Raw genomic sequence first — 19,945 nt, 5'->3', positions numbered from 1 at the left:
CCCATTTCTTGATGAACATTGTTTCTCCCCTGGACGCCTATCGACAGGCTATCGACCAACAAGGGTTTACCCCCGATGCTGCACAGTTAAACGCTGCGCAGTGCTTGCAAGACTGTTTCCTGGCGCTACACGACGGCAAGCGTCGGCCGCAGACCCAGGGCGTTTACCTGTGGGGGCCGGTGGGCCGTGGCAAAACCTGGTTGATGGACCGTTTCTACGACAGCCTGAGCTTGCCCGCGCGGCGCCAGCATTTTCATCACTTCATGCGCTGGGTTCACATGCGCCTGTTCCAATTGACCGGCACCGCCAATCCTTTGCGGGCGCTGGCCCAAGAACTGGCCAAAGACGTGCGGGTGCTGTGTTTCGATGAGCTATTCGTGAACGACATCGGCGACGCGATCATTCTCGGTGGATTGCTGCAAGTGATGTTTCAAGAGGGCGTGGTCGTGGTGTCCACCTCCAACCAGCCGCCAGAGCAGTTGTATGAAAACGGTCACAACCGTGAGCGTTTCGAGCCGGCCATCGTCGCCATTAACCGTTACATGACCGTGGTGACCGTCGACGGCGGCGAAGACCACCGCCTGCATCCGGGGCAATTGCATCAGCGTTACTGGGTGAGTCAGCCGGGCAGTATGAGTGCGCTGGCCGGTGTCTTCGAGCAGCTGAGCGCGGGCCAGCCATCGTCGAATGAGCCCGTGGCGTTCGGTCATCGCCGCATCAACGTGATCCGCCACAGCGAAAAAGTCCTGTGGTGCCGTTATGCCGACGTCTGCGAACAGCCATTGGCGGCCATGGATTTCATCGATTTATGCGATCGGTTTTCCGCGATTTTGATCAGCGAAGTACCGGCGTTGAGTGCCAAACAGCGCGAAGGAAAAATCGCCCGCGGCACTGAGGATGCAGTAGAACAGGTCGCGGCCGGTGATCGCGTACTGCCGCAATTGTCGGTGCACGACGATGGTGTTCGGCGTTTCATTGCGCTGGTCGACGAGTGCTATGACCGTCGAGTACCGCTGTATGTCGAGGCGCAAGTGCCGCTTGAAGCGTTGTACACCGAGGGCTACCTGTCCTTCGCCTTTCGCCGCACGCTGAGCCGTTTGCAGGAAATGCAGCTGGAGCGGTTTGCAAAACTGTAGGAGCGAACGTGTTCACGAGACTGCTTAACTGCCAGCCCCTACAGAGCGGCGCGGACGCGATTCTTTCGGCGTTGAGCCAGCAGGTGTTTGCTGCCTTCTGCGACCAACACCAGCACCGCAAACCAGATCGGCAGGTAGGTCAACCATTCATCGCGGTGGATGCTTTCCCCCAGCAGCAAGGCCACGCCGACTAACAGCACCGGTTCAACGTAGCTCAAAAGCCCGAACAGGCTGAAGGGCAACAGGCGGCTGGCGATGATGTAACTGCACAGCGCCGACGCGCTGATCATGCCCAGGACCGGAATCAACAGATACAAACGCGCAGAGTGGGAGAGGGCGCTGGGGTTGCCGTTGACGATGAACCACAGACTGACCGGCAGCATCAGCGCCATGTCGAACCACAGGCCGCCGAGGTTATCGGTGCCCAGCCTGCGCCGCAAAACGAAATAAAACGGATAACCCAATGCGACCAACAGCGTTTCCCAGGAAAAGCTGCCCACGCGGTACAGCTCGTTGCCAACCCCCACCAGCGCACAACACGCGGCGATAGTTTGCAGGCGTGACAGGTGTTCCCCATAGGCGATGCGGCCGGTAACGATCATCGTCAGCGGTAATAGAAAATAGCCCAGCGACACGTCCATGCTGCGTCCATGCAACGGCGCCCACATAAACAGCCAGAGTTGCACGCCCAGTAAAAGCGATGACAGCAGCATGCTGGTTAACAGAATGGGTGACTGCCGCAAGCGTGTGGCGATGTCGCGCACCAGCCGCCAGTCGCCGCTGGAAAGCATGAACAGCGTCACGCACGGCACCGTCAGCAGCATACGCCAGCCGAAGATTTCGCTGCCGCTCAGGGGCTTGAGGAGTGAGGTGTAAAAATACATGACCGCGAACAGGATCGAGGCCAGAACCGACAGCGCAATGCCTTTTGACACAACTTCCTCACGTCTTTTCAATTCTTATTTGTCGCGCGATTTCCTCGCAACGCCGGTTTTAGCTGAGTCAGAAGCGGCGCGTAGTCTAGCCGATCCCAGGTGGCAGGATATGACGGACGTTTGGCAGATAACGTGACCTCGCGCCGATTGTGGCCAAGCCCCCACGGGCAGAGACTTGTTTCAGCCGCGCCATACAGGTGCGATAGCCTGAGGAACGTCACCATGACCACCCACATTGCCGGTATTAAGATCCCTGACAGCGCCCTGGCCAAAGCCACCACAGAATACATTCGTGATAACGAACCTGACCTGTTGTATCACCACTCCCGCCGGGTTTTCTTGTTCGGCGCATTGAGCGGTGAACGCCAAGGGCTCAAGTACGATGCCGAACAACTGTATGTCGGCGCCATGTTCCATGACCTCGGTTTGGTGGAAGGCCATCGCAGCGCTGACGAGCGTTTTGAAGTCGACAGCGCTAACGCCGCCCGCGCCTTCGTGAAGCCGTTTGGCTTGTCGGAAGGCGACATGGAGCAGGTCTGGTTATCAATTGCCCTGCACACCACACCGAACGTCGTGCGTCATTTGCGTCCGAACGTGGCGTTGGTGACGGCAGGGGTCGAAATGGACGTACTGGGTATGGAATACGCTGCGTTCTCCACCGAACAGCGTGACGCCGTGGTGCATGCGCATCCTCGTGGCGAAGGCTTCAAGGAATGCATCATCTGTGCGTTCGCCGATGGCTTCAAAGACAAGCCAGACACCACATTTGGTACCGTCAACGCTGACGTGCTGGTGGACCTTGATCCTAAGTTCAAACCAATGAACTTCGTCGACATCATCCGCAAGTCGCCTTGGGTGGCGTAACCCCGCACCCTTCTCTGTACAAGGAGCCAACTTGTTGGCGAGGGGTTTGACGAGATATGTCTGATACGCCGCCTCGCCAACAAGTTGGTTCCTACAGAGTCGTTTGGATTTTTAAAACAACGCAAAACATTTGGATACGCCGCCACCTTTGTTAGGCTGCTTCGATTGCCGGGTTGTACCCGCCTGACGTTTCGAAGGACGCTGCATGACTTCTATCAACATCGCTGCGCCGGCCATCAGCGCCCGACGCGAGCAGCTTTCCACCCGAATCGCTTTTTTTATTGCCGGTTTTGGCGTCGCCGCATGGGCGCCATTGGTGCCTTATGCCAAGGCCCGCGTCGATCTGAACGACGGCACCCTCGGGCTATTGCTGCTCTGCCTGGGTGTCGGCTCGATCATCGCCATGCCCTTGGCTGGAATACTCGCCGGGCGTTTTGGTTGCCGCATTGTCTTGATCCTGTCCAGCGTACTGATCTGCCTATGTCTGCCATTATTGGCGACGGTCTCCAGCCTGCCGCTGCTGATCGCGACCCTGTTCGTATTCGGTGCCAGCATGGGCGCGTTGGATTGCACGGTGAATATTCAGGCGATTATGGTTGAGAGGGCCAGCGGTAAAACCATGATGTCGGGCTTTCATGGCCTGTTCAGTCTCGGCGGGATTGCCGGTGCAGCCAGTGTCAGTGGGTTGCTCAGTGTTGGCGCCTCCCCGTTGATCGCCATGGGGGCGGTGGTGGCGATCATCCTCATCGCGCTGATTAAGGCCTCGCCGCACTTCCTCACCTACGGCAGCGAGAGCAAAGGTCCGGCGTTCGCCATTCCCCACGGCATCGTGCTGTTTATCGGTCTGTTATGCCTGACGGTGTTCCTGACCGAAGGCGCGATGCTGGATTGGAGCGCGGTGTTCCTGAGTTCGATGCGTGGCGTTGACCCGGCTTATGCCGGTTTGGGTTATGCGGTATTTGCCCTGACCATGACCGTCGGACGTCTCTCGGGTGATGCCATCGTGCGTCGGGTCGGGGCCAATCAGGTGATCATTCTTGGGGGGCTGTTCGCGTCGGCGGGATTGACGCTGGCGACACTTATTCCCGCCTGGGAAGCGACGTTGCTGGGCTACGCGTTGGTGGGCGTTGGGTGCTCGAATATCGTGCCAGTGCTTTACAGCGCCATCGGGCGACAAACCGTCATGCCGGAACATGTAGCGGTTCCTGCCGTGACCACGCTGGGCTACGGCGGCATTCTTGCGGGCCCGGCGGTTATCGGTTTCATCGCCCACGCCAGCAGCTTGAACCTGGCATTTTTGTGCATCGCCGTGTTGCTGCTGGGTGTGGCGTTGGGTGGTCGGATGCTTAAGGTTTGAGATGAAGTTCCGAGGTCTCCTACATTTAAGCCGGAACCATCTAAGCCGGAACCATCGCAAAACCAACGCCGAAACGGTTCCAGGCATTGATCGTGGCAATCGCCAGCGTCAGGTTGACCACTTCGGCTTCGCTGAAATACTCCAGCAGCGCCTGGTATTGATCCTGCGGCGCATGCTGAACGGACAACAGCGTCAAGCTCTCGACCCACGCCAGTGCGGCGCGTTCACGGGGCGTGAAGAACGCCGTTTCTTTCCAGACGCATAGCGTTTGCAAGCGCGCTTCAGTTTCACCGGCTTTGCGTGCATCGCTGGCGTGCATGTCCACGCAATAAGCACAGCCATTGAGTTGCGAAGCACGAAGGCGAACCAGTTCCAGCAACGAACTTTCCAGCCCACACTTACCCACGGCCTGCTCCAGCCCCATTAACGCCTTCAACGCCTCCGGTGCCATTTTCCCCCATTCAATTCGGCTGTTCATTTCGTTGTCTCCAAAGGTGATCGACTGTTTGTCGGGCGTCACAGTACCGTCCTCGACAGCAGTTTCGAATAGCCAATTCCGAGTGAATCGGCGGGTCCAATTGCGAATGGCTGTGCCAGGCAAACACACTTCATGAACGGGGTCCCCACGCTTTGCGCCTTGCCGTGAACGCACAACGAACTAGGATGTCTTCAATAATCATAAGGAGACATCCATGTTCGCTGGATTCGAAAAGAAGGTCTGTAAGGTCAACGGTGTTGAAATTGCCTACCGCATTGGAGGCTCTGGCCCCGGTCTGTTGTTGCTGCACGGCCATCCGCAAACCCACGTGATCTGGCACAAAGTCGCCGAAACCCTGGCCAAACAATTCACCGTGGTCGCGGCTGACTTGCGTGGCTACGGTGACAGCAGCAAGCCATTGGCCGACCCCGAACACCGCCTTTATTCCAAGCGCGAAATGGGCCGCGACAACGTTGAGTTGATGCGTGAACTAGGCTTTTCAACATTTTCGGTGTTGGCCCACGACCGTGGCGCCAGGGTTGCCCATCGGTTGGCGCTGGATCATCCACACACGGTAAACCGCATGGTACTGCTGGACATCGCGCCGACGCTGGCGATGTACAGCCAAACCAACGAGGCGTTCGCCCGCGCCTATTGGCATTGGTTTTTTCTGATCCGCCCGGCACCGCTACCGGAAACGTTGATCGAAGCCGATCCCGAACAGTTTCTGCGCAGCGTCATGGGCAGCCGTAGCGCGGGCATGGCGCCATTTACCGACCAAGCGTTTGGCGAATACCTGCGCTGCCTGAAACTGCCGGGCGCCGCGCGAGGCGTTTGCGAGGACTATCGGGCCAGCGCCAGCATTGACCTTGATCATGACCGTGCCGACATGGCTGCGGGCAACCGGCTGGTGCTGCCGCTTATGGTGCTGTGGGGTGAGGAAGGGATCGTCGGGCGTTGCTTTGATCCACTCAAGGAATGGCAACTCGTCGCCACCGATGTGCGGGGTGAACCTGTGGCCGCAGGGCACTACATCGCCGAAGAAGCACCCGAACTGCTGTTGGAGCACGTGTTGCCATTTCTGGGCTGAACCGGATATCAGGACTTGGGGGCGCTTATTTTGTCTTTCTTGGGCTTGCTGGTACGCAGGAAGTCCAAGTAAAAATTGAGCGCTCCCAACACCGCTATGGCGAACAAGGCAAACATACCGATTTGAATGTTGCTCATGACGTACTCCGGATGGATCGTAAAGCGATTGATAATAATTAATCCAAAACGCCGGATAAGGGAACGAGCTTTACCCGAGCTTTACAGAATTGGCCCCTGTATTTATCGGGATATTACGTAAAAAGGCGGCCTTTCTCGTCGATAAGGCATCCCTTATGACCACACCGAACATCCAATTCATCCGTACCCCAACGCTCGAAGTGGCTTATGAAACCCATGGAGACAGGGGTGCCGCGGTGGTGATGTTGTTGCACGGCTTTCCTTATAATCCACGAGGCTACGACGAACTTACCCCCCTGTTAGTCGACAAGGGATTTCGAGTCATCGTTCCCTACCTCCGTGGATACGGTCCGACGCGGTTTCTTTCTCTCGAGACCCTGCGTTCCGGCCAACAAGCTGCGCTGGGTAAAGACCTGCTGGAGCTGATGGATGCTCTTGGCATCGCGAAGGCTACGCTGGTGGGATATGACTGGGGGGGCGCGCGGCGTGCGTCGTCGCCGCACTTTGGCCGTCACGGGTTAATGCGTTGGTCACTGGCGACGGCTACAACATCCAAGACATCCCCGGTTCCTCCCAACCCCAAGACCCGAAGTCCGAGCACCGTTATTGGTATCAATATTATTTCCATAGCCCACGTGGGCGAGCCGGACTTGAAGCCAATCGCAAAGCGTTTTGCCGTTTGTTATGGCAACTGTGGTCGCCTCCTTGGGTGTTCAGTGAGGCAACGTTTGAGCGGACGGCGCAGTCGTTCGACAATCCTGACTTCGTGGACGTTGTAATTCATTCCTATCGGCATCGGTACGGCTACACGGAAGGCGATCCGGCCCTTGAGCCCATTGAAACCCAGCTGGCTACCCAGCCGATGATTGGCGTGCCGACGATTTCGTTGTGTGGGCGCGATGACGGCGTCGGGCCGCCCCCCGAGATTGATGGCGATGCAAATCAGTTTTCAGACTTCTACGAGCGGCGAATCCTGAGCGGGGTCGGGCACAACATCCCGCAGGAGGCGCCGTCCGACGTTCTGAAGGCGATTCTTGACCTTGCGGAACGTATCCAATTCAAACAAAAAACCGCGCCGAACCCCGCCCCCCTGTAGGAGCTGCCGAAGGCTACGAAGCCGGTGCCGCTCTGGGATTTCGTTGACGCGGTTGTTAGCAAGCAGCTGCAGATACTGTGGGAGTAGGCTTGCCTGCGAAGACGCCCGTAATCGCGCCGCGGATGTCGACCTGAAACCTGAATCGTGTGTATTGACGCTTTCGTTGGCAAGCCACACAGAGACTTCGGCAGACCCAAAATAATAAGCGCGAGCACTCATCGCCGCCTTCGACGGCTTTTATAGAAATCTGCGGATCGTCAAAATCTGTATGAACGAACGTGTTCGCGAGGCGGCGTATCCGACACACCGTAGCGGATGCTTCGCCAACACGTTGACTCCTACAGACGCCTGCCATCGCTTATGCTGCGACCCTCACCGGTAACTTCAGAGAACCCGTAATCCAATGACGCTTTCTCCCCCCAAACCAACGCCGGCCACGCCTCGGCAGATACTTCTCAACGCCACCGGGCTGGTCCGGTATAACGCAAAAAGCCAAACCCATTTGCTCAATTGCGTGGATTTCAGCTTGGCCGCAGGTGACCGGGTGGCGGTGACCGGGCCGTCGGGGTCGGGCAAAAGCGTCTTTCTACGTGCCTTGGCGTTGTTGGATTCACTGGATGCCGGCCAAATCTTTTGGCGCAACACGCGGGTAAGTGGCGCCGCAATTCCGGCCTTTCGACGTCATGTCAGCTACATCGCCCAGCGTCCGGCGATGTTGGAAGGTACGGTCGAAGACAACCTGCGCTACCCGTTCAGCCTGAAGGTTTACAACGACCTGCACTTTGATCGCGACGCGGCGGTGCGGTTGGCGAAACAGGCGGGGAGGGACGATAGTTTTCTCGACAAACAGTCGAGTGAGTTATCCGGCGGGGAGGCGCAAATTGCGGCGTTGATCAGGGTGCTGCAATTGCAACCCGATGTGCTGCTGCTCGACGAACCCACTGCTGCGTTGGACCCGGAGTCTTCGCAAGAGATCGAAGCGCTGGTCACGGCCTGGTTCAACGCGACGAACGACAATGGCCGCGCCTATTTATGGGTGTCTCACGATCAAGCGCAGGCGCAGCGCATGAGCGGGCGTCAACTGACGATGCTGGCCGGCACATTGAGCGAGGAAACCCCGTGATGGATTATCAAAACCTGTCGCTGCTGGACATCGGCATTGCGTCCTCACTGATCCTGATTAACGGCGTGTTGTCGTTGCTGTTGAAACTCAACCTGGAGCGTAAGTTGGCTGTGGCGGCGGTTCGTACGGTGGTGCAATTACTGGCCATTGGTTACGTACTGGGCTGGGTCTTCGGCCATGGCGAGTGGTACGTGGTGTTGCCATTAATGGCCGCGATGACCTTGATTGCCGGGCTGTCGGCGTCGGAGCGCGGCAGACGCACTTACGTGGGCCAGCGCCTCGACAGCATCGTGTCGATCTGGCTCAGTTCGTGGCTGGTGACGGCAGTGGGTTTGTTCGCGATTATCCGGATTCATCCCTGGTATGAACCGCAATACGCGATCCCGATTCTCGGCATGATTCTCGGTAACACCCTGACCGGTGTTTCGTTGGGCATCGACCGAATGACCCAAGAATTGACGGCCGGACGTACGGTAGTAGAGATGAGCCTGGCGCTGGGCGCATCGCGCTGGGAAGCAGCGCAAGGTCCCGCGCGGCAGGCGGTACGGGCCGGAATGATACCGACGCTGAATCAAATGACCGTGGTCGGACTTGTCAGCCTGCCGGGGATGATGACCGGCCAGGTGCTGGCGGGCCAATCGCCGATTCAGGCGGTGCGTTATCAAATCATCATCATGTTTTTGATCGCGGCCGCGTCTGGTTTGGGCACGGTGCTCGCGGTGTTGCTCACGTACCGACGGCTGTTTTCGGCGGATCACCGATTTCTGGCCGCGAAGCTGCTGGCACGTACATAAAGGCACCGGGGTGAATAAACCCCGATGCCTAAGTTCACGCTTATCTATCGACTCTCATTTATTTGAGAACTTGAACAGCGTGGTCTGGGTGTAAACCTTGCCAGGGTCCAGGCGGGTGCTCAGGAAATTAGGCTGGTTAGGCGCATCTGGGTAGTGCTGGGTTTCCAGGGTAAACGCGCCCCAATGTGGGTAAACCTTGCCAGCCTTGCCTTTGACGGTGCCGTCGAGGAAGTTGCCGGTATAGAGCTGAACGCCGGGTTCAGTGGTGTAGAGCTGCAAGTGCCGTCCAGATTGCGGGTCGCGCACTTCGGCGGCCAGTTTGCCGACGTTGCCTTTGGTGTCCAGTACCCAGTTGAAGTCAAAACCACCTTGCTTGGGCTCGGCGAATTTCAACTGCGGATGGTCGGCGTGAATGTTTTTGCCGAACGCCGTGGGGTGGAGGAAGTCCATCGGGGTTCCTGCCACGGGTGCCAACTCCCCAGTAGGGATCAGCGTGCTGTTGACCGGTGTGTATGTGCTTGCGTACACCGTGGCGACTTGTTTTAGAACGTCGCCGCTGCCCGCGCCAGCCAGGTTGAAGTAACTGTGGTTGGTCAGGTTAAGCACAGTGGGTTTGTCGGTGGTGGCGCGGTACTGAATGCGCAGCTCGTTTTTCTCGTTAAGGCTGTAGGTGACGTGGGTTTCCAATGTGCCGGGAAAGCCCATTTCGCCATCTGGGGAGGTGTAGGTCAGTGTCACGCCTACCCAGCCTTTTTCCTTGCTGGCCTCGGCTTTCCAGACGCGTTTATCGAAGCCTTGGCTGCCGCCGTGCAGCGAATTCGGGCCGTCATTGGTGGGCACTTGGTACTGCTTGCCGTCCAGAGAGAATTTGCCCCCGGCGATGCGGTTGCCAAAGCGACCGATCGTCGCGCCGAAGTAGACCGTGGGGTTGGCTTGATAGCCCTGAATATCGTCAAAGCCCAACACCACGTCATCGGCTTTGCCGTTTTTATCCGGGACCATCAGCGATTGCAGAACGCCGCCCCAAGTAATGATGCTGGCTTGCATGCCGTGGCTGTTGCGCAGGGTGTATTTTTCGATGGGCGCGCCGTCCGAAGTGGTGCCGAAGGCGCTGTGTTCGCTGGTCAGTCCAGCGGCGTGAGCAGAAAGTGTGGCGATCATCAAGGACAGTCCGAGGCCGCTGAGGGTGAGTGTGCGATGCATCATAGCTACCTTTCCTTTTTTTATTTTTGAACAGAGTAGGGTTTGAAAAGCGCAGTTTTCCTGACGGTGTATCGGTTTCTGGGTGGGCAACTCCTTCTATGAAAAATCCAAAAACAGATCAAAACCTCTGTAGGGGCTGCCGAAGGCTGCTGCGATCAGATGTTCAGTGCCTACTATTCCATGTCGGCCAAAAGTCTCCGTGGGAGTTGGCTTGCCAACGAAAGCGTCAATGCAAGCGACCCAGGTTTCAGGTCGACATCAGCGGCGCGATGACGGGCCTCTTCGCAGGCAAGCCTACTCCCACAGAATGAATATCCGCCTCCCTGTCGCAGCGCCTATTAATCAGACTATTCAGCTCGGTAAAATTCACTAATTGCCATTTATAGCCCAAAAAGCAGTACTTGAAAAATTAATGGTAATACTATTTAGTGTTGGGCAGTGATGGATGTGGCGTCAAAGATACTCAGCCAAGGCAGCATAGTCGTTTGACAGCTAATCGTATGATGATTAGCCTCAATTTGCGGAAATAGCCGCAGACAGAGGCGCTGGGAATGAGCAGTAATTATCATGCGTCGACCGTGGATTGGCTGGGCACCTGGATTGCTGCGGGCCATGTGTTGCCAGGGCAGACGCTGAAGGTTGAGGCCGCATTGTGTGAGGAATTAGGGGTCAGCCGAACGGTGATCCGCGAGGCAATCAAGACGCTGGTGGCCAAGGGCATTTTGGAAGTGGGGCCCAAAGTCGGGACTCGGGTGATGCCGATACGCAGTTGGAATTTGTTTGATCCGCAGGTGGTGGGTTGGCTGGCAAAGAAAGGCTTGCCGGAAAATTTCGTCATGGACCTGTTGGATTTGCGACGCACCATTGAACCCATGGCTGTGCGCTGGGCCTGTGAACGTGCGAGCCCGCTGCAGATTGTTGACATTCAGGAGGCGTACCGCGCACTGGAGGCTTCGCTGGACGACAAGGGCGATTACAACCGCGCCGACCAACGTTTTCATGAGGCGGTGCTGGCGGCCAGCCATAACCAGTTCATCGAGCAAATGTTGCCCGCGCTAGGGACATTGTTGGCGGTGTCGTTCGAGGTGTCGTCGGCGGCACCGCAGGAGTTGGGCAAGACCTTGCCGTTGCACAAGGAATTGGCTGACGCGATTACAGCACGTGATTCCGCGCGAGGCGTATGGGCCTGCATGAGCCTGATCGAACAGGCGACGGTGACCATTTCACGCTATTACGCTGCGCATAAAAGCGATGCGGGATTCGAAAAGTCTCAGCTGCAACCTAGCTGAGCAATGCCCCAAGCGCTGTAAATAATGAAGCACAAAAAAATAAGAATAAGGACGGTTTATGCACTGGCAACCTGTGTCAGAAAAACGCTTCAAACTGGCAGAAGGTCCTTTTTGGGATCGCGAGCAAGAAGCGTTGTATTGGGTCGATATTGCCGGCTTTCTGGCCTGCCGCTTGAGTCATGGCCGTTATCATCAGTGGCGTTTCACCGAGCCGGTTTCCGCTTTTATTCCCTGCGAATCGGGCGATGCGTTGGTCACCCTGGCCAGTGGCGTCTACCGCCTGGACCTTTCTTCCCCCGCGGACCAACCAAAACTCTCTCTCTTTTGCGTGGCTGACCCAGTCGCGGGAAATCGTCCCAACGAAGCGCGTTGCGATGTGCAGGGGCGGTTATGGCTAGGGAGCATGCAAAACAACCTGGATGCCCAAGGCGGTGACGTGCCGTTGATGCGGCGTTCGGGCGGCCTGTTTCGCGTCGATCCGGACGCCAGTGTTACGCCACTGCTCGCTGAGCAAGGCATCGTCAACACCCTGCTTTGGAACGCAGAGGCGACGGCGGTTTTTAGCGCCGACACTCTGGACGGCGTGATCTATCGTTACCCCATCGCGGCCGATGGTCTTTTGGGCGAGCGGACGATTTGGGCTGCCGAACACCCTCGCGGTGATCCCGATGGCTCGGCGATGGACGCTGAAGGCTATATCTGGAATGCGCGCTGGGAGGGCCATTGCCTGATTCGGTTTGCCCCAGACGGTGCTGTCGACCGAGTGGTAGAGCTGCCGGTCAGTCACCCCACCAGTTGCGTCTTCGGTGGTCCGGAATTGTCTACGCTGTACGTCACCAGTGCTGCGCCAGCTTCGGCCAATGGCGCGCTTGCCGGTGCGGTGATCATGGCACCGGTAGGGGTGGCGGGTATGGCCTGTCATCGGTTCGCAGGTTAATCGTGCGGACCTCGCTGGCGAGGGTGGCAGTTGACTGTCTGAGCCAAGGTGACACTACGTTACCTTTGCACCATTCATATTATGATATGACTGTTTTGTCGGTTTCTGGTCGTACTTTTCCCCAGGAATCAAGACCACCCTTTCAAGGGTCGGTAGCCACTGCGCCAAATCGTCCACGCTGTAGCTATTCAATAAAAATAAGGAGTTAGCTATGTTGAGTCGTCACGGGATTCGTTCCCTGTGCTGTGCCGCTGTCGCCACTGCAATACTGGGATTGGGCACCACCGCATCTGCCGCTGAAGAAGTCAAAATCGGTTTCCTGGTCAAACAGGCCGAAGAGCCTTGGTTTCAGACTGAATGGGCCTTCGCTGAAAAGGCCGGTAAAGAACACGGCTTTACCGTGATCAAAATCGCCGTTCCCGACGGTGAAAAAACCCTTTCCGCCATCGACAGCTTGGCCGCCAACGGCGCCAAAGGCTTTGTAATCTGTGCGCCGGATGTCGGGCTCGGGTCTTCGATCGTCGCCAAAGCCAAGCAAAATGGCCTGAAAGTGATGACGGTCGACGACCGCTTCGTCGATGGCAATGGCAAGTTCATGGAAGATGTGCCGTACCTGGGCATGGCTGCGTTTGAAGTAGGCCAGAAACAGGGCAGCGCCATGGCTACCGAAGCGAAAAATCGCAAATGGGACTGGAAAGAAACCTACGCGGTGATCAACACCTACAACGAATTGGACACGGGCAAGAAGCGCACCGACGGCTCGGTGGATGCGCTGGAAAAAGCAGGTCTACCCGCGGATCACATCCTCTATACCGCACAGAAAACCCTCGACGTACCGGGCAGCATGGACGCCACCAACTCGGCGTTGGTCAAGCTGCCAAACACCGCGAAAAACCTGATCATCGGCGGCATGAACGACAACACCGTTCTGGGTGGCGTACGTGCAACCGAAAGCGCAGGTTTCGATGCCAAACACGTGATCGGTATCGGCATCAATGGCACTGACGCCATCGACGAATTGAAGAAACCAGACAGTGGCTTCTTCGGCTCGATGCTACCAAGCCCGGACAAAGAAGGTTACGGCACCGCGCTGTCGATGTACGAGTGGGTGACCACCGGCAAAGAACCTGCGAAATACACGGCGCTGGCCGATGTCACACTGATTACGCGCGCCAACTTCAAAGACGTATTGACCAAAATCGGCCTCTATAAGTAAGCCGGGTTTGATATGCCCTGACGCGCCTGGCTGTTCAGGCTGGCATCTGCAAGACCTCGTTCCGACCACCGGAACGAGGTAAGAGGTGGTTTCATGGTGGAACAACAACAAGCGGGCGAAAGTCTGCGTTTCAATGATATTGGCAAAGTTTTCCCCGGCGTGCGTGCGCTCTCTGAAATCAGCTTCGTCGCGCGTCCCCACCAAGTGCACGCACTGATGGGCGAGAACGGTGCCGGCAAGTCGACGCTGTTGAAAATTCTCGGCGGTTCGTATCAGCCTAACAGCGGTAACTTACAGATCGGCGATCGCACCATGCATTTCAAGTCGGCGGCGGACAGCATCGCTGGCGGTGTGGCGGTGATTCACCAAGAGCTGCAATTGGTGCCAGAAATGACCGTGGCGGAAAACCTGCTGCTGGGTCATATGCCGTCGCGCTTCGGTGTCGTCAATCGGCGCGCCATGTTGCGTCGGGCGCGGGAATTGCTCAAAGGCCTGGCGGATGAGATTGACCCGTCCACGCGCCTGGGCGATCTGTCCCTGGGCCAGCGGCAGTTGGTTGAAATCGCCAAGGCCATGTCGCACAACGCCCACGTGATTGCCTTCGACGAACCCACCAGCAGCCTTTCAGCGCGTGAAATCGAACGCTTGATGACCATCATCGCCAAGCTGCGTGACGAAGGCCGGGTGATTTTGTATGTATCGCACCGGATGGAAGAAATTTTCCGCATTTGCGATGCCGTGACGGTGTTCAAGGACGGTCGTTTCGTTCGTACGTTCGAGCAAATGAGCGACTTGAGCCATGACCAGTTAGTGACGTGCATGGTAGGTCGCGATATTCAGGATATTTACGACTATCGGCCACGGGAGCACCAAGGGACGGCGCTGAAGGTTGATGGCTTGCTGGGTCATGGCCTGCAAGAGCCCGTCAGCTTTTCGGTGGCCAAGGGCGAGATATTGGGCTTCTTTGGTTTGGTCGGAGCAGGGCGCACGGAGTTGTTGCGTTTGCTCTCCGGGCTGGCCCGCAGCAAGGCCGGCGAACTGCAATTGGACGGCAAACCGCTGACGTTGAACTCGCCCCGGGACGCGATCGCCGCCGGGGTGTTGTTGTGTCCCGAAGACCGGAAAAAAGAAGGCATCGTACCGCTGTCCAGCGTGGCCGAAAACATCAACATGGGCGCACGTCGCAACCACGCCACCCTGGGTTGCCTGATCCAGGGACGCTGGGAAAGTGAAAACGCTGACAAACAAATTCGTGCCCTGAACATCAAAACCCCATCGCCCGATCAGCAGATTATTTACCTCTCAGGAGGCAATCAGCAGAAAGTGATTTTGGGCCGTTGGTTGTCGATGCCCATGAAGGTGTTGCTGCTCGACGAACCGACACGCGGGATCGATATCGGAGCTAAAGCGGAAATTTATCAAATCATTCACAAACTCGCTGCCAGCGGCATCGCGGTGATTGTGGTCTCCAGCGACTTGATGGAAGTCATGGGCATTTCCGACCGTATTTTGGTGATGAGCGAAGGTGCTCTCACGGGTGAACTGTCTCGCGACCAAGCGGATGAGTCGCGACTGTTGCAATTGGCACTTCCGCGCTCACGCGGGTAATTACTTATGTGGCTGACAAAAAAAACTACAAACGAGGTACATATGTCACACGAAAATAGCCTGCCCGCTCCTCGGCAGGGGCTGAATCTGCGTCGGTTTTTCGACGATTGGGTCATGCTCCTCGCTGCGCTGACCATCTTTGTGTTGTGTGCGCTGTTCATCGATAACTTCATGTCGTCCTTAAACATGCGTGGCTTGGGTCTCGCGGTGTCTACCGTCGGAATTGCCGCCTGCACCATGCTGTTTTGCCTGGCGTCCGGGCATTTCGACTTGTCGGTAGGGTCGGTCATCGCCTGCGCGGGGGTGGTTGCGGGTCTGGTTATTCGCGACACTAACAGCGTGTTCCTAGGGGTTTCAGCGGCCTTGGCCATGGGCCTAGTGGTGGGCTTGGTCAACGGCATCGTGATCGCAAAATTGCGCATCAATGCCTTGATCGCGACCTTGGCAACGATGCAGATCGTGCGTGGCCTGGCTTACATCTTCTCCAGCGGCAAAGCAGTTGGGGTAATGGATCAGGACTTTTTCGTCTTCGGTAACGGCATGATCTACGGCGTTCCGGTACCGATCGTGATCACCGTACTGTGCTTCTTGTTCTTTGGTTGGCTGCTGAATTACACCACCTACGGGCGAAACACCATGGCCATCGGCGGCAACCAAGAAGCCGCGCTGTTGGCGGGCGTACACGTCGACCGAACCAAGATCATCATCTTCGCCGTGCACGGGGTGATCGGTGCCCTGGCCGGCGTGGTATTGGCCTCGCGCATGACCTCGGGTCAACCGATGATCGGGCAGGGTTTTGAACTGACGGTGATCTCGGCCTGCGTGCTGGGAGGCGTGTCGCTGAGTGGCGGCATCGGGATGATTCGACATGTCATTGCCGGTGTGCTGATTCTGGCGATCATCGAGAATGCGATGAACCTGAAGAATATCGACACCTTCTATCAATACGTGATTCGCGGAACGATTCTGTTGATCGCGGTGATCATTGACCGGATGAAACGCCGCTGATCACAAGGCTCTGTAGGAGCGAATTCATTCGCGAATAGCTTGACGCGGTGCGCCAGATTGACCGCCTCCCGAATGAATTCGGTCCCAGCCTGTACCGAACCTCGTGCGGTTCTCCGGCGCTCATCAAATCTGTCCCAATAACCCGCAAATACCCGACACGGCAGCGATGGCGCCGGCTTGCAGGATGTTCAGTTCCCGTCCTTTTATCCAGTAAATCGGGATTTTGCAGTGAGCAAGCAACAGCGACCACCGCGGCGCTCTCTGTTTTTTTTTCAGCATGAGTGTTCCGAACTTGACCCGCTGAATAAAGGAGCGCGCTGCTCCCGTCGGCATGTGCACCACACGATACCGGTTCTGCGGGCCTGAATGGATAGCCTGTAGCCCCCCAAATCAGGGTGATTTTCCCATCGGTGCATCTGCCTCAAAGGTCGCGTCCGGCAGATGAATCCATATTGGTACGCACTTCTTGGTATCGTGCGTCACAATTTGTGATGATTGTCCCTTTTTAAACGAGAAGCTGTAGAAATGCCTGATCCAATTCCCTTAAAAGACCATGAGAAAGAAACGCAGCTGGTTAATAAGCGATTGGCGGTCTGTGGCCTGCTCGTCGCCATCTTGAGCTGCATTCTGGTGGGCAGAATGTATTTCCTCCAAGTCACCGAGTTCGCCTATCACTCGACCATTTCAGAAAACAACCGGGTTCACGTGCTGCCGATCACCCCGGAGCGGGGCATAATCTACGACCGTAACGGCGTCGTGCTGGCTGATAACCGACCGAGTTTCAACCTGATCATGACCCGTGAGCGTTCCGGGGACTGGAGTCAGGTCCTGGATTCGCTGATCAGCATTCTCAGCTTGCCGGAAGAAGACCGCATTCTGTTCGACAAGGACCTAAAGCAGGCTCGCCATCATTTTGATCCGGTAACGCTGCTGTATGAGTTGACCGAAGAACAAATCGCCTTGATCGCCGTCAATCAGTTTCGTCTGCCGGGAGTGGACGTTGAGCCGCAGTTTGTTCGGCATTATCCGTACGGCGAGCATTTTGCTCACTCGATTGGGTACGTGGGCCGGATCAACGAGAAAGAGTCCAAGCAGCTGGATGCCGTTGAATACCGGGGCACGCAATCCATCGGCAAGACCGGTATCGAAAAGTTCTACGAGTCCGAGTTGCACGGGCGAGTGGGCTATGAAGAGGTTGAAACCAACGCCCAAGGCCGGGTGTTGCGAGTGCTTAAACACACCGATCCGATTCCCGGCAAGAACATTGTTTTGAGCTTGGACGTGCATTTGCAAGAAGCGGCCGAAGACGCGTTGGGTGACCGCCGTGGGTCGGTGGTGGCGCTGGACCCGGAAACTGGCGAAGTTCTGGCGATGGTCAGCAAGCCGAGTTTCGACCCGAACCTCTTCGTCACCGGCATCAGCTTCAAGGAATACGCAGCGCTACGGGATTCGGTTGACCGGCCGTTGTTTAACCGCGTACTGCGCGGCTTGTACGCGCCGGGTTCGACGATCAAGCCGGAAGTGGCGATTGCCGGACTCGACAGTGGAGTAGTAACGCCACAAGCCCGGGTGTTTGACCCTGGGTATTTCCAGTTGCCGGATTACGACCATAAATACCGCAACTGGAACCACAGCGGTGACGGTTGGGTGGACATGGACGCGGCGATCATGCGTTCCAACGACACCTACTTTTACACCTTGGCGCACAAGCTCGGCATCGACCGCATGCATGACTACATGACCATGTTCGGGCTGGGACAAAAAGTCTCGCTGGACATGTTTGAAGAAGCGCCAGGCTTAATGCCGTCCCGTGAATGGAAACGTGCTACGCGACGACAGGTCTGGTTTCCAGGCGAAACGGTGATTCTCGGCATCGGTCAGGGCTACATGCAGGTCACGCCGTTGCAATTGGCCCAAGCCACTTCGCTGATCGCCAACAAAGGCGTATGGATCCGCCCGCACTTGGCGAAAACCGTGGACGGTGTCGCGCCGGTCGATGAGCATCCGATGCCTAACATCGTGCTGCGCAACAACGCGGATTGGGAGCAGGTCAACCACGGCATGCAGATGGTCATGCACGATCCGCGCGGCATTGCCCGTGCGGCAGCGGTGGGCGCGCAGTACCGGATTGCCGGCAAAAGCGGCACCGCGCAAGTGGTCGCGATCAAGCAGGGCGAGCGTTACAACCGCCTGAAGACCTTGGAACGTAACCGTGACAACGCCTTGTTCGTCGGCTTTGCCCCAGCGGGTAAACCGAAAATCGCGGTGTCGGTGATGATTGAAAACGGCGAGGCCGGTGGCCGTGTTGCGGGGCCCGTGGTGCGCCAGATATTGGACGCCTGGTTGCTCGACAAAGAAGGCAAGCTGAAGCCGCAATATGCGGTTCCACTGGTTAAACCACCGGGTGATCCGCACGTTTGATGTGGGGTTTTTGGATGCGGTGGCGGCGTTGACAGTGGTGTGAATCAGAACCGACGCCTTCGCGAATGAATTCGGTCCCACAGATTCTGGCCGTGCACAAATTCTGTAGGAGCTGCCGGAGGCTGCGATACGTCCGAAGAATCTTCGCCAACAAGTTGGCTCCTACAGAATGAATTCATTTCGCCAAACACCAAATATCCGCCCATAAAAAGCGCATTTCCCCCTCCCTCCGCACCCTCTTGAATCATTAATTTTCCGCCCTGAAATTTCTGCAAAAAACCGTTTGTGTTCGATTGAAAACGAATGTTATGTTGCTAACATATTGCAACAAAATGAATGTTATCTAACATTTTGACATCGATTTCGGACGCTGACTCCCGTATGAATGCCATGGAAAAAAGCAGTTTTCACGACGCGTTGGAGCAGCGCTTTAACAGCCTGACGCCGACGGGGAAGCGGATTGCGGGTTATCTGTTGGCCCACCCGCAGAAGCTGCCTTTCGAGACCGCTGACAGCATCGCGCAGCAGACAGGCACCACCGGTATTTCGGTCGGGCGTTTTTTGCGTTCGCTGGGTTACCGCAATCTGGATGACGTGAAGCAGAGCCTGCGCGGTGATTCGGTGAACACTTGGCTGATCACCGACCGGCTCGGGGCTTTTCGGGAAGAAGCGACCCATGGCGACGCGCTCGATCGCTCGCTGACCCGCGAGCTGGAGGCCATCCAACACGTGTATGGCCTGGCTCGCAGCGAACAGTTCGGCCAGATCGTCCAGCAGTTGTACGCCGCCGATGCGGTGTTCATCGTCGGCATCCAGACCACCCGAGGCCTCCTCAATGCGTTTCACAGCCACTTGGAATACATCCGGCCGAAGGTTTATTACGTCGATGGGTTGTCAGGTACCTACGCCGAATCACTGAACTCCCGGTTCGAAAAACCCTACGCAGTGATCGCCGATTTTCGTACTTATTCAGCCGTGGCCCGCACGTTTTGCGAGGTCGCCAGCAGCAACAACTTGCCACTGGCGCTGATCACCGATTTCCACTGTCCTTGGGCGCGTGACTACCCGATGGACCTGTTGCAGTTGAAGTCCGACGTCGGGCAGTTTTGGGATTCCATGGCGCCACTGGCCTGCCTGTTTAACCTGATGGTCTCTGCCGTGGCAGAAAAATATGGCAGTGGGCTGGATGAGCGTCTGGCGAAAAACCGGCAGCTACAAGAGCTTTTCGGCCAGTTCGAATAGCGCCTTTTTTT

The 19,945-nt window shown here is 56.9% G+C and carries 18 protein-coding genes and 1 pseudogene; 14 read left to right on the top strand and 5 right to left on the bottom strand.

Annotation, left to right across the window (positions count from 1 at the left end):
* Positions 1–11 precede the first annotated feature (11 nt).
* Entirely contained in the window at positions 12–1,136 is a 1,125-nt protein-coding gene (gene zapE, locus RHM59_RS07325; RefSeq protein WP_322286294.1) for a cell division protein ZapE, read from the top strand.
* A 38-nt stretch (positions 1,137–1,174) separates the two neighbouring features.
* Here the strand turns inward: zapE and rarD are convergent, their stop codons facing one another.
* On the bottom strand, positions 1,175–2,071 hold the full coding sequence (rarD, locus tag RHM59_RS07320) for an EamA family transporter RarD (protein ID WP_322168910.1): 897 nt from the start codon (positions 2,069–2,071) through the stop codon (positions 1,175–1,177).
* Positions 2,072–2,293: 222 nt separating this feature from the next.
* Here rarD and RHM59_RS07315 point away from each other — a divergent pair, with 222 nt between their 5' ends.
* Positions 2,294–2,935 carry an HD domain-containing protein gene (locus RHM59_RS07315; protein WP_322168913.1) on the top strand — a complete coding sequence of 214 codons (642 nt, stop codon included), beginning with the start codon at positions 2,294–2,296 and terminating at the stop codon, positions 2,933–2,935.
* 205 nt (positions 2,936–3,140) lie between these two features.
* Complete coding sequence (locus RHM59_RS07310; RefSeq protein ID WP_322168916.1) at positions 3,141–4,292, top strand: MFS transporter; 1,152 nt, start codon at positions 3,141–3,143, stop codon at positions 4,290–4,292.
* Between the two features lie 40 nt (positions 4,293–4,332).
* On the opposite strand, the gene RHM59_RS07305 is transcribed toward RHM59_RS07310, so the two are convergent.
* On the bottom strand, positions 4,333–4,770 hold the full coding sequence (locus tag RHM59_RS07305) for a carboxymuconolactone decarboxylase family protein (protein WP_322168919.1): 438 nt from the start codon (positions 4,768–4,770) through the stop codon (positions 4,333–4,335).
* A gap of 214 nt (positions 4,771–4,984) precedes the next feature.
* Here RHM59_RS07305 and RHM59_RS07300 point away from each other — a divergent pair, with 214 nt between their 5' ends.
* Positions 4,985–5,860 (top strand): alpha/beta hydrolase, encoded by an 876-nt coding sequence (locus RHM59_RS07300; protein ID WP_322168922.1) that lies wholly within the window; start codon positions 4,985–4,987, stop codon positions 5,858–5,860.
* A gap of 8 nt (positions 5,861–5,868) precedes the next feature.
* Here the strand turns inward: RHM59_RS07300 and RHM59_RS07295 are convergent, their stop codons facing one another.
* A complete protein-coding gene (locus RHM59_RS07295; protein ID WP_322168926.1) occupies positions 5,869–5,997 on the bottom strand; it encodes a hypothetical protein in 129 nt (42 codons plus the stop codon).
* 155 nt (positions 5,998–6,152) lie between these two features.
* Between RHM59_RS07295 and RHM59_RS07290 the strand changes: the two are divergent.
* The 3 genes and pseudogenes from RHM59_RS07290 to RHM59_RS07280 all read left to right on the top strand — a co-directional run bounded on the left by RHM59_RS07290 (position 6,153) and on the right by RHM59_RS07280 (position 9,010).
* Positions 6,153–7,093, top strand: a pseudogene (locus tag RHM59_RS07290) (alpha/beta fold hydrolase).
* Positions 7,094–7,496: 403 nt separating this feature from the next.
* On the top strand, positions 7,497–8,216 hold the full coding sequence (locus tag RHM59_RS07285) for an ABC transporter ATP-binding protein (RefSeq protein WP_322286293.1): 720 nt from the start codon (positions 7,497–7,499) through the stop codon (positions 8,214–8,216).
* Positions 8,216–9,010, top strand: a complete 795-nt coding sequence (locus RHM59_RS07280) for an ABC transporter permease (RefSeq protein WP_322286292.1) — start codon at positions 8,216–8,218, stop codon at positions 9,008–9,010. Before RHM59_RS07285 ends, RHM59_RS07280 begins: the two co-directional genes overlap by 1 nt.
* A 54-nt stretch (positions 9,011–9,064) precedes the next feature.
* On the opposite strand, the gene RHM59_RS07275 is transcribed toward RHM59_RS07280, so the two are convergent.
* Positions 9,065–10,213, bottom strand: coding sequence for an aldose epimerase family protein (locus RHM59_RS07275; RefSeq protein WP_322170855.1), 1,149 nt, complete (start codon positions 10,211–10,213; stop codon positions 9,065–9,067).
* A gap of 551 nt (positions 10,214–10,764) precedes the next feature.
* Between RHM59_RS07275 and RHM59_RS07270 the strand changes: the two genes are divergently transcribed.
* From RHM59_RS07270 to araH, 5 genes are all read left to right on the top strand, one after another.
* Complete coding sequence (locus tag RHM59_RS07270; RefSeq protein WP_322286291.1) at positions 10,765–11,502, top strand: FadR/GntR family transcriptional regulator; 738 nt, start codon at positions 10,765–10,767, stop codon at positions 11,500–11,502.
* 58 nt (positions 11,503–11,560) lie between these two features.
* Positions 11,561–12,439 carry an SMP-30/gluconolactonase/LRE family protein gene (locus RHM59_RS07265; RefSeq protein ID WP_322168939.1) on the top strand — a complete coding sequence of 293 codons (879 nt, stop codon included), beginning with the start codon at positions 11,561–11,563 and terminating at the stop codon, positions 12,437–12,439.
* A gap of 211 nt (positions 12,440–12,650) precedes the next feature.
* Complete coding sequence (locus tag RHM59_RS07260; protein WP_322168942.1) at positions 12,651–13,655, top strand: substrate-binding domain-containing protein; 1,005 nt, start codon at positions 12,651–12,653, stop codon at positions 13,653–13,655.
* A 93-nt stretch (positions 13,656–13,748) separates the two neighbouring features.
* Positions 13,749–15,263: an L-arabinose ABC transporter ATP-binding protein AraG gene (gene araG, locus RHM59_RS07255; protein ID WP_322168944.1), complete on the top strand. Its 1,515-nt coding sequence runs from the start codon at positions 13,749–13,751 to the stop codon at positions 15,261–15,263.
* A 42-nt stretch (positions 15,264–15,305) separates the two neighbouring features.
* The gene (araH, locus tag RHM59_RS07250; RefSeq protein WP_322168946.1) at positions 15,306–16,271 is read left to right on the top strand and encodes an L-arabinose ABC transporter permease AraH; all 966 of its coding nucleotides are present in this window, start codon (positions 15,306–15,308) and stop codon (positions 16,269–16,271) included.
* 123 nt (positions 16,272–16,394) lie between these two features.
* Here the strand turns inward: araH and RHM59_RS07245 are convergent, their stop codons facing one another.
* The gene (locus RHM59_RS07245) at positions 16,395–16,550 is read right to left on the bottom strand and encodes a hypothetical protein (protein ID WP_322286290.1); all 156 of its coding nucleotides are present in this window, start codon (positions 16,548–16,550) and stop codon (positions 16,395–16,397) included.
* A gap of 246 nt (positions 16,551–16,796) precedes the next feature.
* Between RHM59_RS07245 and mrdA the strand changes: the two genes are divergently transcribed.
* A complete protein-coding gene (gene mrdA / locus RHM59_RS07240; protein ID WP_322168952.1) occupies positions 16,797–18,692 on the top strand; it encodes a penicillin-binding protein 2 in 1,896 nt (631 codons plus the stop codon).
* A 390-nt stretch (positions 18,693–19,082) separates the two neighbouring features.
* Positions 19,083–19,934, top strand: a complete 852-nt coding sequence (locus RHM59_RS07235; RefSeq protein ID WP_322170858.1) for a MurR/RpiR family transcriptional regulator — start codon at positions 19,083–19,085, stop codon at positions 19,932–19,934.
* The last annotated feature ends 11 nt before the right edge of the window (positions 19,935–19,945 follow it).

Origin of the sequence: Pseudomonas sp. MH10 (genome assembly GCF_034353045.1) — a bacterium.
GTDB lineage: Bacteria > Pseudomonadota > Gammaproteobacteria > Pseudomonadales > Pseudomonadaceae > Aquipseudomonas.
Note: the sequence above shows the minus strand (reverse complement) of the source record. Positions and strands in the feature narration are given on the sequence as shown.